Origin of the sequence: Amycolatopsis roodepoortensis (assembly GCF_014873915.1) — a bacterium.
GTDB classification, from domain to species: Bacteria; Actinomycetota; Actinomycetes; order Mycobacteriales; family Pseudonocardiaceae; genus Amycolatopsis; species Amycolatopsis roodepoortensis.
Genome location: NZ_JADBEJ010000004.1, coordinates 18,154 through 32,736, shown reverse-complemented (window position 1 = coordinate 32,736; position 14,583 = coordinate 18,154). Strand labels below are relative to the sequence as shown.

At 70.2% G+C, this 14,583-nt stretch carries 12 protein-coding genes; 4 read left to right on the top strand and 8 right to left on the bottom strand.

Translation table 11 applies throughout. The annotated features are described in order from the left end of the window. Positions 1-74 precede the first annotated feature (74 nt). Positions 75-968, top strand: coding sequence for a LysR family transcriptional regulator (locus tag H4W30_RS10580; protein ID WP_192742688.1), 894 nt, complete (start codon positions 75-77; stop codon positions 966-968). Here H4W30_RS10580 and iolD read toward each other — a convergent pair. Genes iolD through H4W30_RS10545 form a run of 7 tightly spaced genes read right to left on the bottom strand, consistent with a single transcriptional unit; the run spans position 949 to position 8,323 of the window. Next, positions 949-2,787, bottom strand: a complete 1,839-nt coding sequence (iolD, locus tag H4W30_RS10575; protein ID WP_192742687.1) for a 3D-(3,5/4)-trihydroxycyclohexane-1,2-dione acylhydrolase (decyclizing) — start codon at positions 2,785-2,787, stop codon at positions 949-951. The two genes, H4W30_RS10580 and iolD, sit on opposite strands and share 20 nt — an antisense overlap. After that, positions 2,784-3,674 carry a 5-deoxy-glucuronate isomerase gene (gene iolB, locus H4W30_RS10570; RefSeq protein ID WP_192742686.1) on the bottom strand — a complete coding sequence of 297 codons (891 nt, stop codon included), beginning with the start codon at positions 3,672-3,674 and terminating at the stop codon, positions 2,784-2,786. Before iolB ends, iolD begins: the two co-directional genes overlap by 4 nt. Continuing rightward, a complete protein-coding gene (iolC, locus tag H4W30_RS10565; RefSeq protein WP_192742685.1) occupies positions 3,671-4,603 on the bottom strand; it encodes a 5-dehydro-2-deoxygluconokinase in 933 nt (310 codons plus the stop codon). Before iolC ends, iolB begins: the two co-directional genes overlap by 4 nt. Next, positions 4,600-5,385 (bottom strand): ATP-binding cassette domain-containing protein, encoded by a 786-nt coding sequence (locus H4W30_RS10560; RefSeq protein WP_192742684.1) that lies wholly within the window; start codon positions 5,383-5,385, stop codon positions 4,600-4,602. The genes iolC and H4W30_RS10560 overlap by 4 nt, the downstream gene beginning before the upstream one ends. Beyond that, positions 5,382-6,416, bottom strand: a complete 1,035-nt coding sequence (locus H4W30_RS10555; protein WP_192742683.1) for an ABC transporter permease — start codon at positions 6,414-6,416, stop codon at positions 5,382-5,384. Before H4W30_RS10555 ends, H4W30_RS10560 begins: the two co-directional genes overlap by 4 nt. After that, on the bottom strand, positions 6,413-7,399 hold the full coding sequence (locus H4W30_RS10550; protein WP_192742682.1) for a sugar ABC transporter substrate-binding protein: 987 nt from the start codon (positions 7,397-7,399) through the stop codon (positions 6,413-6,415). The genes H4W30_RS10555 and H4W30_RS10550 overlap by 4 nt, the downstream gene beginning before the upstream one ends. A gap of 24 nt (positions 7,400-7,423) precedes the next feature. Then, the gene (locus tag H4W30_RS10545; protein ID WP_192742681.1) at positions 7,424-8,323 is read right to left on the bottom strand and encodes a sugar phosphate isomerase/epimerase family protein; all 900 of its coding nucleotides are present in this window, start codon (positions 8,321-8,323) and stop codon (positions 7,424-7,426) included. 126 nt (positions 8,324-8,449) lie between these two features. Between H4W30_RS10545 and H4W30_RS10540 the strand changes: the two genes are divergently transcribed. The 3 genes from H4W30_RS10540 to H4W30_RS10530 all read left to right on the top strand — a co-directional run bounded on the left by H4W30_RS10540 (position 8,450) and on the right by H4W30_RS10530 (position 11,406). Beyond that, on the top strand, positions 8,450-9,454 hold the full coding sequence (locus H4W30_RS10540; protein ID WP_192742680.1) for a LacI family DNA-binding transcriptional regulator: 1,005 nt from the start codon (positions 8,450-8,452) through the stop codon (positions 9,452-9,454). Positions 9,455-9,458: 4 nt separating this feature from the next. Next, positions 9,459-10,460: a Gfo/Idh/MocA family protein gene (locus H4W30_RS10535; protein ID WP_192742679.1), complete on the top strand. Its 1,002-nt coding sequence runs from the start codon at positions 9,459-9,461 to the stop codon at positions 10,458-10,460. A 421-nt stretch (positions 10,461-10,881) separates the two neighbouring features. Then, positions 10,882-11,406, top strand: coding sequence for a hypothetical protein (locus H4W30_RS10530; protein ID WP_192742678.1), 525 nt, complete (start codon positions 10,882-10,884; stop codon positions 11,404-11,406). Here H4W30_RS10530 and H4W30_RS10525 read toward each other — a convergent pair. Further along, a complete protein-coding gene (locus H4W30_RS10525; RefSeq protein ID WP_192742677.1) occupies positions 11,403-14,378 on the bottom strand; it encodes an AfsR/SARP family transcriptional regulator in 2,976 nt (991 codons plus the stop codon). The two genes, H4W30_RS10530 and H4W30_RS10525, sit on opposite strands and share 4 nt — an antisense overlap. Positions 14,379-14,583: the final 205 nt, after the last annotated feature.

Sequence of the window (14,583 nt, the reverse complement as noted above, 5' to 3'; positions counted from 1 at the left end):
CCACGCAATCACCGGAACCTCACGGCGGTCCAATGCCCGTACCCATACGTTCTGGGCATCGGGAGGATCGGGACATGGATGTCGACACGAGGGTGCTGCGCTATTTCGTCGCCGTCGCGGAACATCTGAGCTTCACCAGGGCCGCCGAAGCCCTGTTCGTCACGCAGCCGTCGCTGAGCCGCCAGATCCGGCAACTGGAGTCCCGGCTCGGCACGGACCTGTTCACCCGCGGGAACTCGGAGATCCGGCTGACCGCCGCCGGTGAGGTACTCCTGCCCGCCGCGCGCCGCCTCCTCGCCGACTGGCAGCTCACCGGCCGTCTCGTGCGCACGGCCGCCGCGGCCGCGGGCAGCGTCCTGCGGGTCGGCTTCGTCGCGACCGGCGGCGGTCCGCTCGCCCGGCGGGCGCGGACCCTGTTCACCGAACGCCACCCCGACGCGACCATCGAACCGAAGCGGTTCGACTGGGGTGGTGAGGCGCAGGCGTTACGTGACGGACTCGCGGACATCGCGTTCGTCTGGCTACCCGCCGATCTGACCGGTTTGCACGCCGAAGTCGTCGCCACCGAACGGCGATGGGTCGCCATGAACGCGTCGCATCCCTTGTCTGCCAAGGAAGAAGTCGTCATCCGCGATCTCCGCGACGCGCCTTTGCTGTGGACCCGCAACGCTCCGCCCGAGTGGGTCGACTGGTGGGCGGTCAACCCGCGTCCCGACGGCTCGGCCCCGAACTGGGGACCGGAGAACGGCAACGTGGAGGAGATGCTCGAACTCGTCGCCACCACCGACGCGGTCTGCATCTCGCCGGAGTCGATGGCGAGGTTCTACGCGCATCCGGATCTGGTGTGGCGCCCGATCGCCGACATCGAGCCACTGCGGATCGCACTGGCCTGGCCGAAGGAGAGCACCGGCCCGCTGGTGGGAGCGTTCGTGCGGGCGGTGCGTCTCGTCAGTTCGTCAAGTACCTGACCTGTCCGGCCTTGTTCTCCTCGAAGTCCGCACGTCCGGAAAGGTGTTCCGGAACGCCTACTTCCCACCAGGCACCGGCTTCGGTCCACGCGTCCGGCCGGGTGCGCACCACGACCACCGCCGGCCGGTGCTCGGCCACCGCGGCTTCCCGTGCCTTCGCGTACGCCGCCCGTACGTCGTCCACAGTGGACCCTGTGAACACCGCGCAACCCAGCGACTCCGCGTGCCGCGCGAAGTCGACCCGAGGCGGCGCGGTGTGCGCGCTCCGGCAGTCACCGAGGAAGTTGTTGAACGGTTTGCCGCCCTGCCCCTCCTGCAGCCGGGCGATGACCGCGTAGCCGTCGTTGTCGCAGACCACCGCCACGAAGGGATGACCGGCGAAGGCGGCCGAGAACAGTTCGGAGTTCAGCATCAGGTACGAACCGTCGCCCAGCATCGTGGTGACCAGGCCCTCGGTATGCGCCATCGCCGCACCCCAGGCACCCGCGAGTTCGTAGCCCATGCACGAGAACCCGTACTCGACGTCCATGCCGATCGAGCCCGAACCGCGCCAGCCGCCGATCAGTTCGCCCGGCATCCCGCCGGACGCGGTCATCACGTAGTCGTTCGGTCCGGAGAGGTCGTTGACCGCGCCGACGATCTGGGCGTACGTCGGCACCTCGCCGGAAGCGGCACGCAGGGTGTCGATATGCGCGTCCCAGCGGGCGCGTTCCGCCGAGGCGCGCTCCGTCCACAGTGGATCGACCTGCCAGTTTTCGAGCTGGGCGGACAGATCCACGAGACCCGCGTCGGCGTCGCCCACGACGGCCAGCGCACCGTGCTTGACCGCGTCGAACCGGGCGGCGTTCAGCGTGATCAGGCGGACGTCCGGGGAGAACACCGTCCAGGACGCCGTGGTGAAATCCTGCAGGCGAGTGCCGACTGCCAGCACGACGTCGGACTCGGCGGCCAGCACGTTCGCCGAGGTCGAGCCGGTGACCCCGAGCGGGCCGGCGTGCAGCGGATGGCCGTGCGGGACCAGGGTGCGCCCCGCCGTGGTCTCGGTGACCGGGATGCCGTGCCGCTCGGCGAAGGCCAGCGCCCGCGCGCCCGCGCCGGAATACCGGACGCCGCCGCCTAGTACCAGCAACGGTTTCCGCGCCGCCCGGAGCAGGCCCGCCGCTTCGGTGAGCGCCCGGCGATCGGGCCGCGGGCGCTGCGGGCGATGGGTCACCGGCGCGAACAAGGCGTCCGGGAAATCGTAGGTCTCCGCCTGGACGTCCTGGGGGAGCGCCAGCGTCACGGGCCCCGCGTCCGCCGGATCGGTCAGCACCCTGGCGACCTGCGGCAGCGTCGAAAGCAACTGCTCCGGCCGGGTGATCCGGTCGAAATACCGGCTCACCGCGCGGAAGGCGTCGTTGACCGTGGCCGTCGGATCACCGAAATGCTCCACCTGCTGCAACACCGGATCGGGGGCGCGGCTGGTGAAGGTGTCCCCGGGGAGCAGCAGTACCGGCAACCGGTTCGCGTGCGCGACCCCGGCCGCGGTGACCATGTTCAGCGCGCCGGGACCGATCGACGACGTCACCACGCCGACCTGCCGCCGGTGCGTCGCCTTGGCGTAGCCGACCGCCGCGAGCGCCATGCCCTGCTCGGTCTGCCCTCGCCATACGGGAAGCTCGTCCCGGTGCTCTTCCAGCGCGGTGCCGAGACCGAGGACGTTGCCGTGCCCGAAGATCGCGAACACCCCGGGGAACAACGAGACCTCCCGCCCGTCCAGGGTTTCCGACCGCTGTGCCAGCAGCCAGCGCACGAGGGCCTGTGCCGTGGTCAGCTTCATGAGACCCGCCCTTCGTGGCTCGTGACCGGGCAACGCGGATCGAGCTCCTGGTCGTTCCACGTGTCGCGGACCCAGCCGTGCGCGGGGTCGTCGCAGAAGGCCATCGAACGCTCGTCGGCGGGCCCGGCCAGGACGTTCAGGTAGTACATCGGATAGCCGGGCGCGGCGACGCAAGGACCGTGGTAGCCGCGCGGGATCAGGAAGACGTCGCCGTCCCGGACCGCGACGTCCTCGTCCAGTTCACCGTCGGCGGTGTACGTCCGGTGCAGGCCGAACCCTTCGCGCGAAGGGGTCACGCCGTCGCGGCCCGCGATACGGAAGTAGTAGATCTCCTCGTTGACGACCTCGCAGTCGGACGCCTCGTCGTGTTTGTGCGGCGGGTACGACGACCAGTTGCCGCCCGGGGTGATCAGCTCGCAGGCGTTCAGCTTGTCCGCGTGGTCCCAGACACCGGGCACGCCGAAGTTGGTGACCTGCCTGGTCGCCTGTCCCGCGCCGCGCACCTCCACCGGCACGTTCTCGGCCGGCCCGTAGCGCGGTTCGAGACGACGGGTGCAGCGGGCCATCGGCAGGGCGACCTCGATCCCCTCGACTGTCGACAACTCGACTTCGGCGTCCCGTGGCACATAGGCGAAATCCGTGACGCGGGTGAACACGGAATCCCGCCCGTCGAGTGCGAAGACCTGTCCGTCGACCCGGACGGTGCACGCGCCGGACAGGGGCAGGACGAACGCTTCGTACTCGCCCGTGCGCACCAGCCTGGACTCCCCGGCGGCCAGCGAGAGTACCCGCAGGCCGCTGTAATCCCAGCCCGCCGAATCCGGGGTGAGCCGGACCGGGTCCCGCTCGTCCGAAAGCGTCCCGAGTGGACGGTGCAGCTTGCTCACAGCAACTCCTCGATCTCGTCGGCGGTGGGCATGGCGTCGGCGCAGGCGAGCCGGGAAGCGACGAGCGCGCCCGCCGCGTTGGCGTAGGTGGCGATGCGCACCGGATCCCAGCCGGACAGCAGACCGTGGATCAGCGCGCCACCGAAACCGTCTCCGGCACCGAGCCCGCAGACGACCTCGACCCGCTGGGGCGGCACGGTCCAGCGACCTTCGGCGGTGGCCACCAGCACCCCTTCGGCGCCCTTCTTGATCACCGCCAGTTCGACACCCCTGGCCAGCATCCGGGACGCGGCCTCGTCGGGATCCGCCGTGCCGACGGCGACCTCGGCCTCGGTGCGGTTGCCGACGGCGACCGTGACGTGGTCGAGCATCCAGCGGATCTCTTCGTGCGCCGTCTCGGTGTCGGGCCAGAACATCGGCCGGAAGTCGAGGTCCAGCACGGTGTGCGACCGGCGTCCGCGCCGTTCGAGCATCTTGCGCTGGGTACCGCGCGCCGGCTCGACGGAGACACCGGTTCCGGTGACCCACAGCAGCGGAACGGATTCCACGACGTCCCACGGGACGTCGTTCTCCGTGATGGTCAGGTCCGGGGCGATGGGGGACCGGTAGAACAGCAGCGGCGGGTCCGCGGGCGGGTCCAGCGAGCAGAACACCACCGGCGTCTGCAATCCGGCCGACGTGCCGACGTGCTCGGGCGAGACGCCGAACTCCCGCAGCGCCTGCCGCACGTACTCGCCGAAGCCGTCCGGGCCGACCTTCGTCAGCACCGACGTCGAGCGGCCGAGCCGCGCGGCGGCGACCGCGACGTTGGTCGCGGTGCCGCCGAGCGACTTGGCGAAGGTGCTGACCCCGGCCAGCGGCACGCCGCTCTGTTCGGGGTAGAGGTCCACCCCGACGCGGCCGACGGTCAGTGCTTCGAGAGCGGTCATGAAGGGGACTCCGCGGCTCGCAATTCGTGTTCGAGGGCTTCGAGTTCCGCGCCGCCCGCCATCTGCCGGGTCAGCTCGGCCAGATCGATCTCGGATTTCTCGTACGCGCCGAGCGAAGCGCCCCGTTTGAGCAGGAGGAAGCGATCGGCCACCGGGTACGCGTGATGCGGGTTGTGCGTGATCAGCACGACGCCGAGCCCTCGGTCACGGGCCTGTGCGACGTACTTGAGCACGACGCCCGCCTGCTTGACCCCCAGCGCCGCCGTCGGCTCGTCGAGGATCAGCACCTTCGCCCCGAAGTGCACGGCGCGCGCGATGGCGACGCACTGCCGCTCGCCACCGGACAGCGTGCCGACCGGCTGCTCGACGTCACGCAGGTCGATGCCCATGTCGGACAACGCCTTCTTGGTCGTCTCGCGGCCTTTCTTCCGGTCGAGCGCGCGGAACGGGCCGAAGCCGACCGTCGGTTCGGAGCCGAGGAAGAAGTTCCGCCAGACGCTCATCAGCGGGACGACCGCCAGATCCTGGTACACCGTCGCGATCCCGCGATCGAGCGCCTCACGTGGCGAAGCGAACTTGACCGGCTCGCCTTCGACCAGAAACTCGCCCCGGTCGTGCTGGTGGACCCCGGCGAGGATCTTGATCAGGGTGGACTTGCCGGCGCCGTTGTCGCCGAGCACGCAGGTGACCTCGCCCGCGTCGACCACGGTGGAGACGTCGCGCAGCGCGATCACGCTGCCGTAGGTCTTGCCGACGTCCTTGACCTCGAGAAGACGACTCATCGCCGCACCCTTTCCGCGCGCCGCCGGAAGGCGTTGTTGACCAGGACCGCGGACAGCAGCATGACCCCGAGGAACAGCATGAACCAGTCGCTGTCCCAGCGGGCGAACACGATGCCCTGCCGCGCCATCCCGAAGATCAGCGCGCCGATCGCGGCACCGATCGCCGAACCGAACCCGCCGGTGAGCAGGCAGCCGCCGATCACGGCCGCGATGATGTACTGGAACTCCAGCCCGATGCCCTGGTTCGCCTGGACGCTCGCGAACCGCAGGATGTTGATCGAGCCGACCAGCCACGCGGCGAGCGCGGTGGTCATGAACAACAGGATCTTGGTGCGCACCACCGGGACCCCGACCGCGCGCGAACTCTGCGCGGAGCCGCCGACGGCGAAGATCCAGTTGCCGAAGCGGGTCCGCACCAGCAACCAGGCCGCCAGCACGGCGAACCCGATCCACCAGACGATGGAGATCTGGAACGCCGTCCCGCCGATGTCCACTGTGGACGCGAAGACGAAGCCGGCGGATTCGTAACCGTCGGTCGAGCGCATCCCGGACACCTGGACGGTGCCGGTGACCAGGCGGGTCACGCCGAGGTTGAGTCCCTGCAGTGCCAGGAAGGTGCCCAGGGTGACGATGAAGCTGGGCAGCCCGGTGCGCATCACCAGCCAGCCGTTGAACGCGCCCACCGCGAGGGCGAAGACCAGCGACGCGAACAGCGCGAGCCAGACGTTCCAGCCCGCCTGCGTCGCCAGCGTCGCGGTGACGAGCGCGGTGGACGCGGTCATGACACCGGCGGAGAGATCGAACTCGCCGCCGATCATCAGCAGGGACACGGCGACCGCCATGATGCCGAGCGTCGAGGCGTCGTCGAGCCAGGTCGCCACGCCGCTGCCGCTGAAGAACTGGTCGGTGACGAGGGTGAAGAACAGGAAGACGACGACGGCGCCGAGCAGCGCGCCGATCTCGGGGCGGACGACCAGCCTGTCGAGCAGGCGGGGTTTCGCGATCCGTTCGTCGAGCGTGGTGGTGGTCATCGCGTGCCCCTTTGCACGTACTTGCCGACGGTGTCCACAGTGGATTTGTCGACCAGGTCGGGCCCGGTGAGCACCGGCTTCCCGCCGCCGACGACGTTCGCGTTGTCCCGGTAGAGCTTGAGGAACTGCACCGGGAGATAGCCCTGCTCGTACTGCTGCTGGTCGACCGCGAACACCACGTCGCCCGCCTTGATCGCGCCGACCACGTCGGTGTTGAGGTCGAACGTGCCGACCTGGGCCGTCGAGCCGACCGCCTTGATCGCGCTCACCGCACGAGCGGCGACCTGCGAGTTCAGCGTCAGGACGGCGTCGAGGGTGGAGTCGGTCTGCACCGCGCCCCTGATCCGGGATTCGGCGTCGGTGGGGTTGCTGATGTCGACCTGCAGGGTCTGCACGTCGCCCGCGAAGCCGGTCTTGGCGCCGTCGCAGCGTTGTGCCTGCCCGACGTTGCCCGCTTCGTGGACCACACAGAGCAGTTTCTTCTTGCCGAGCTCCCGGAACTTCTTCCCGGCCTCCTCGCCCGCGATGGTCTCGTTCTGCCCGACGTGGGTGAGCGCGCCGTAGCCCGCGCTCTTGTCCTCGCCGGAGTTGATGGTGATGACCGGGATCCCGGCGCGGACCGCGTTCTCGATCGAGGTCTTGAGCGCCTCCGGGTTCGCCATCGACACCACCAGCCCGCCGACCCGCTGGGCGACCGCGTTGTCGATCAGCTTGGCCTGGTTGCCGGGGTCTCCGTCGGAGTTGTACTCGACCTGGACGTCGAGCTGCCTGCCCGCCTCCTCGGCACCGTTCTTGACCACGTTCCAGAACGCGTCGCCCGCCGTGCCGTGCGAGATGACCGCGACCCGCAGCGGCCCGCTGGGCTGGGTCGTCTCCGGGCCCGCGCCCGCGGTGGGTTTCTCCTCGGCCTTCGGCCCGGTGCACGCGGACAGGAGCAATAGCCCCGCCGCGACCACCAAAGCCGCTTTCAAGCGATGGGACATCGTCGTCTCTCCTCGCTTCTTCCGTTACCTGGCAGCCGGGAGCCGGCTGACGATTCCGTCGAGATGCGCCAGGCTCCTGGCCACGTCCCGCTTCGGCAGATCCTCCGGGCTCCCCTCGCCCAGCGCGGTGTCCTGTTCGAGCACGTACCACCCGTCGTAGCCCGCCTCGTGGACGGACCTGACCATCGTTTCGATGTCGACGTCCCCGTCGCCGAGCGGCACATACAGACCTTTACCCACGGCTTCGGCATAAGGAAGCCTGCCGGCGCGGACGTCTTCGGCGAGTTCACCGCGCACGTCCTTGAGATGCAGATGCCCGACCCGTTCGGGGTACCGCTTCGCCAGCGCGACCGGATCGGTCCCGCCGATCAGGAGATGCCCGGTGTCCAGGCACAGCGGGAGATCGGAATCGGCGAGGAAACGCTCGACCTCTTCCTCGGTTTCCGCGTGTGTCCCGACGTGCGGGTGCAGCACGGTGCGAAGGCCGTGGCGCGCGGCGATTTCCTCGATCGCGCCGGAGGTTTCGACGAGGGTCGCCCATTCGGTTTCGCTCAGCTTCGGCCGGTCGTCGTAGCCGTCGAGACCGGTGGCGGCGGCGAGCACGAGCACGTCGCCGCCGCAGGCCGCGAACAACGCGGCGGACTCTTCGGCTTCGGCCAGCGCGGCTCCGGGATTCTCGTGCAGCACCACGGCGAGGAAGCCGCCGACCAGTTCGAGCTCGTATCCACCGAGCAGCTCACGCAGCGCGGCCGGGTCACGCGGCAGATATCCGGGCGGGCCGAGCTCGGTGGCGCGGACCCCCAGCTCCGCCATTTCGCCCAGTACGGTCTCCGCGTCGAGCACGCGGCCCCAGCCGGGGACTTCGCAGACGCCCCAGGAGATCGGGGCGGCGGCGATCCGGATCCGGGATGTCGGCGCTGTCATCGGCGGCCTCCTGCGGTGGGTACGGGGATCGGATTAGAGCGCTCTATTGATTAGAGCGCTCTAATCATGTAGCGTCCGTCACAGTAAAGTCAAGGGCAGGGGCGCAAGAGCAGGGGGACGGTGGAAATGGCGCGACCGACGATGGAGGACGTCGCCGCGAAGGCGGGGGTGTCCCGTGCGCTCGTGTCGCTGGTGATGCGGAACGCGCCGAACGTCTCCGACGAACGGCGCACGCGCGTGCTGTGCGCGGCGCACGAACTGGGTTACGAGCCGCACGCGATGGCCAGATCGCTGGCGAGCCGGACGTCGACCGTCCTCGGCGTGATGGTTTCCGACCTTCGCAACGCCTTCTTCGCCGACGTCGTCGAGGGGCTGGACGCGGCGGCCGAAGCGGCCGGGTTCCACTTGATCCTCAACACCGGCGGCCGCAGTCCCGCGCGCGAGCGTGCCGCGCTGAAGAGCCTGCTGTCCTTCCGGCCGGCCGGGGTGATCCTGCTGTCGCCGGTGGTCCCCGCGTCGGCGATCGAGGAAGCGGCCGCGCAAGGTCCCGTCGTCCTGGTGTCGCGCACTTCGCGCGCCGCGGGGGTGGACACGGTGAACGACGACGGCGAGGCCGGGTCCGCGCTCGCCGTCGATCATCTGGTTTCGCTGGGGCACCGGAGGATCGCCCATCTGGACGGCGGGCTCGCGGCCGGTGCGGCGGCCCGGCGGCGGGGTTACCAGCAGGCCATGCGGCGGCATCGGCTGCACCCGATCATCGTGCACAGCGAGCATACGGACACCGCCGGTGAGAAGGCCGTGCACGAACTGCTCAGTGATCCGCCGATGGCCGGAATGCCGACGGCCCTGGTGGCGGGCAACGACTTCAACGCCGTCGGCGCGATCTCCGCCCTCGAAGAGGTGGGCCTTCGTGTGCCGGAGGACGTTTCCGTGGTGGGCTACGACAACACCTCGCTCGCCGCGCTGCGTCATGTCTCACTGACCACTGTGGACCAGCCGCGCACGGAAATGGGCAGGCTGGCCGTCGAAGCGCTGCTCGAACGGATCCGGGGCGAACGCGCCGAACCGGTCCGGCATCTGCTGCACCCGTCGCTGGTGGTCCGTTCGACCACCGCCGCTCCAGAAAGGTAACCACATGAGGTTGGGACTCGCCGGCACCGGCCGGATCGGCACTTCGCACGCCGAGACCTTGAAGAGCTTCGACGAGGTTTCCTCCGTGGTCGTCGCCGACGTCGACGCCGCCCGTGCCCAGGCCGCCGCGGCGAAGCTCGGCGTCGAAGCGGCGGAGGACATCCCCTCGCTTTTCGCGTCCTCTTTGGACGGTCTGGTGATCACCGCGGCGACGGACGCCCATCCCGAGCTGATCCTCAAGGCGGTGGACGCGGGCATCCCGGTGTTCTGCGAGAAGCCGGTCGCCGCCGACATCCCGGGAACGCTCGCGGTGATCGACAAGATCTCCGGTGCGGACGTGCCGGTGCAGATCGGTTTCCAGCGCAGGTTCGACGCGGGTTACGCGGCGGCCCGGGCGGCGGTGGCGTCCGGCGAACTCGGCTGGCTGCACACCTTGCGCGCGACCACGCTCGACCCGGCACCGCCGCCCGCCGAATACGTCGTGCACTCCGGCGGCCTGTTCCGCGACTGCGGGGTGCACGATTTCGACGTCGTCCGGTTCGTGAGCGGCCGCGAGGTAGTCGAGGTCTACGCGGTCGGCGCCAACAAGGGCGAGCGGTTCTTCGCCGACGCCGGTGATGTCGACACCGCGGCCGCGACGCTGACGCTCGACGACGGGACGCTGGCGGTGGTTTCGCTGACGCGCTACAACGGCGCGGGCTACGACGTCCGGCTGGAAGTCCTCGGCTCGGCGGGCAACGCCGTGGTGGGCCTGGACGACCGCGCGCCGCTCACGTCGGTGGAGCCCGGCGTCCAGCCGTTGCCCGGCCCTGCCTACCCCGGCTTCATGGAACGTTTCCGCCCCGCGTACATCAGCGAATTGAAGGCGTTCCTCGACGTCGCCGCCGGTCGCGCGCCGAGCCCGTGCGGGGCGGCGGACGCGCTGGAGGCTTTCTACATCGCCGAGGCGTGCGAGGTCTCGCGTCGCGAACGGCGCCCGGTCCGCGTGGACGAGGTCCGCGTCTGACAGACCGACACGCGTGACGGGATGGACGACACGCGCGTGGCCGGGGCTCGCAGTGAGTCGTCCGCTCAATCACGCGTGTCGGCCTTCTGATCACGCGTGTCGTCCGTCCAATCACGCGAGACGTCCACTCGACCCGAAGAAGTCATGAGTGCTTGTCGCCGGGTGCCCGTGCGAAGGTCGGGTTTTCTCAGCCGAGCACTCAAGGCCGTGTCGCGAAAGCCACTTTCGGGACATCCAGCGTCGCGAAAGTGGCTTTCGCGACACGGGCGGGGCCGACCTCGCTGCACCCCGCCCGGACTCACCGCGCACCGCGAAGGCAGTTTCCTGCCATCAACGGTCCGCCATGGGCCGGCTTTCGCTACGGTGATCACGAACCACGACAGGCGGCAGGGTCGTGCCGCCGAACGCGCGAGGAGTGCGGATGCAGCCGGATCCACCGCAGCCCGGTTTTCCTCAGTACGGCCAGCCGCCGGGCGGACCCGCGCCGTGGGGCCAGGCGGCACGGCCCAAGCCGCGGGCCAACACGCCGGCGGCGGTGATCGCCGGTGTCCTGGCGCTGCTCGCCGCCGCCATGCTCGTCTGGTTCGTGCTCTACAACGTCTTCGTCGCCACCGAGGCGAACGGCGGCTTGTCGGTCATCTCGGTGCAGAACATGGTCAGCGGCGTCATCTCCGCCGTGGTCCTGGTGATCGCGGCGGCGTTCACGTTCGCCCGGCGGATTCCCGGCGCGTGGACCCTGTTCGGGTTCTGCGTGTTCTACGTGGTGGCCGTCTTCGTGGGGATGCCGCTCGTCTGGGGGACGCCGTTCAGCAGTCAAGTCAAGTGGCTCTTCAGCTTCGACGACGGTGACAGCACCGCGATGGCGTTGATGATCGTCTTCTGCGTCCTGGCGGCGGTCGCGGCGGCGATCGCCGCCAGCGTGAAATCCCACGACAGGAAGGGCTAGAGCTCGTCCAGGATCAGCTTCGCGCGTTCCTCGACGAGCCGGTAGCCGGAGCGCGCGGCGAGTTCCAGCGCCAGTTCGCCGTGTGTCCGGGCTTCCGCGAGCTTTCCCAGTTGCAGCAGGGTTTCCGCGAGCCCGGTCCGGGCGGCGGCCTCGCACCAGAAGAAGCTCGTCGTCCGCGCGATGGACAACGCGAGCCGGTGGTGCTCCGCGGCTTCCTCCGGCCGGCCGAGCCGCAGGCAGACCTCGCCGAGCCCGACGAGTGTCCAGGCCTCGGTGCCCCGATCGCCGATCTTGCGGGTGAGCTCGACGGCTTCGAGCGCGTCCGCGTGGTTCTGCTCGCCCGGGTCGCGCCTGCTTTCGAGCACGGCCCTGCCGGACAGTGCCGTCGCCTCGCCGTAGGTGTAGCCCAGCTCGCGGTTTGCCGCGAGCGCCCGGGTGTAGAAGTCGTAGGCGTCGTCGAGGAGACCGAGGTCGCGGTGCACGTTGCCGAGGTCGACCAGCAGCACCGCGACGCTGAACCGGGCGCCGTCGCGTTCGGAGACCGCGAGCGCGCGGGTGAAGTTGGCGAGTGCCTCGTCGAGCTGACCCGTCTGCCAGTACGGGAAACCGAGGTTCGCCAGCGCCATCGAGACGGCGGGCATGTTCAGTTCTTCGCACAGCCGCAGGGATTCCAGCCCGCAGCGGATCGCCTCCTGCGGGTCGCCGAGCCGCTGGTGCACCGCGCTCAGATTGTTGAGCACGGCCGCGCGGCCCGCGTCCCAGCCGTCCAGGAGATCGCCGCGCAGGGCGCTGGTGAGGTGTTCGCGCGCTTCGTCGTAGCGGCCGCTGTTGACGCAGGCCAGCGCGATGCTCAGGTGCATCGCGGCCTGTGCCTGCCCGGCGCCGCTGCGGCGGGCGGCCTTGAGCGCGGTCGAGGCCGTGTCGATCCATTCCGCGTGATGCCCGCGCTGGTGGAAGAAGGCACGGAGCGCGTCGGCGAGATGCCACGAGAACTCGGGCGGGCCGTGTTCGGCGCTGTGCTCGACGGCGGCGGCGAGGTTCGGCCACTCGGCGTCCAGCCAGGCCAGCGCCTCTTCGGTGTCGGCGAAGGGTTTGTCCGCCGGTTCTTCGCGCGGCAGGCGCAGGAAGTGCGGGATGAGGACACGCCCCGCGGCGTCGGCGGTGCTCAGGTAGCTCTCGAAGAGCCGCCTCTCCGCGGCGTCACGGTCGGCCTTCGAGTCCTCCGAGAGCGTGCGTCCCGCCGCGAAACTGCGGAGAAGATCGTGGAACCGGTAGCGCCCCGGGGTGTAGCGCTCGACCAGATGTGCCGCCGCGAGCGCCTTGAGTTGCTGATTCGCCTTCGAGTGCGTGACACCGGTCAGCGCCTGAGCGGCGGGAGCGGTGAACGTCTGGCCCGGAACGAGCGCGAGACGCCGGAACAGCTCCCGGTGCTCCTCGGGAAGCGCCCGGTAGGAGACACCGAACGCCGTGGTCACGGCACTTTCCTCGGCGCCGTCGACGGTCAGCTCCGCCAGCGGGTCACCGCCCGCCAGCTCGCGGGCGAGTTCGGCGATCTCGGGTTCGCCACTGGCGCCGAGGTTGGCCGCCGCGATCCGCAGGGCGAGCGGGAGATGTCCGCACAGCCGCGCCAGTTCGGCGGCCGCGACGGCCTCGGCGGCGACGGTTTCGCTGCCCAGTACGGCTTCCAGCAGATGCCGCGCGTCCTCGGCGGGCAGTACGGACAGCGGCAGCGCGCGGGCTCCGGTGCGGGCGATCAGGTCGCCGAGCCGCTGGCGGCTGGTGACCAGGACGGTGCCGGAAGGCGGCAGCAGCGGCAGCACCTGGCCGCTGTCACGCACGTTGTCGAGCACCAGCAGCACCCGGCGGTCGGCCAGAAGGGACCGGAGCAACGCGGCCCGCGTGTCGGTGTCCGGCGGGATCGCCTTGGGCGCGGTGCCGAGCGCCTGCAGGAGCTGGGTGAGCGCGACGGCCGGGGTGAGCGGCTCGTGGTCGGGGTCGAAACCGCGCAGGTCGAGATAGAGCTGGCCGTCGGGGAACGAGTCGCGGACGCGGTGGGCCCAGCGGACGGCGAGCGCGGTCTTGCCCACTCCGGCGGTCCCGCTGATGACCCAGATATCGGTGCCCCCGCCCGCCTGGGCCGCCTCGTCGAGCCGTCCCAGCTCGGCCGCCCGCCCGGCGAACCCCCGGACGTCGTGCGGCAGCTGGGCCGGGCGGACCGGCTCCGGCCGGGTCGCGGGTTCCAGCGCGGGATCGGCACCGAGGATGGCGGATTCCAGCCGTCGCAGTTCCGGCGAGGGATCGAGACCCAGCTCGGTGCCGAGCCGGCTTCGCAGAGCGCGGAAGGCTTCGAGGGCGTCGTCGGTGCGGCCTTCGCGGTGCAGCGCGAGCATGAGCTGCCCGACGAACCGCTGGCGCAGGGGATGCGCGGCGACCAGTTCGGTCAGCTCCGCGAGGACCTGCCTGCCGCGGCCGAGCCGCAGCTGCGCTTCGGCGCGATCCTCCAGCGCCGTCCAGCGTGCTTCGTGCATACCGCCGCGGAGCCGCTGGGCGACCTCGCCGCTCACCACGTCGGACAATGCCTCGCCGCGCCACAAGCCGAGCGCCTCGTCCAAAAGCTCGACGGCGGTCTCGTCGTCGGCGTCGCGGGCCTGCGCGGTCAGCTCGGTGAAGCGGTGCAGGTCGACCTGACGCGGATCGACCTTGAGCAGGTACCGGGTCCCCTCGGAGACGATCTCCGGCCCGCCCGCGCCGCGGAACACCGCACGCAGCCTGGACACCAGCGCTTGAACGGTGTTCCGGGCACTGGCCGGGGGTTCTTCGGGCCAGAGCAGGTCGATGATGCGGTCGCGCGGTACCGGTTTGCCCGCCTCCAGCAGCAGAACCGCCAGCACGAGCCGTTGTTTGGGCGAGCCGAGATCGACCGGGACGCCGTCGGCCCACGCCTCGACGGCGCCGAGGACGCGGAACTCCACGCGGCCACCTCCGCTCACCCTCGTCAGAGCCTGCAAGCGTAGTGCAAGCGCCCTGCATCCGGACGGCGTGATGCTTGCCCACGTGTCCACCGAGGACCCGTCGCCGGAACCGTGCCCAACCAACCAGACGGGCAGGACCCCCCCATTCGGTTCCGGTACGACGGTGGGCACCTTCGCTTGCACAGGCACCGCCGATCTGAAGGCG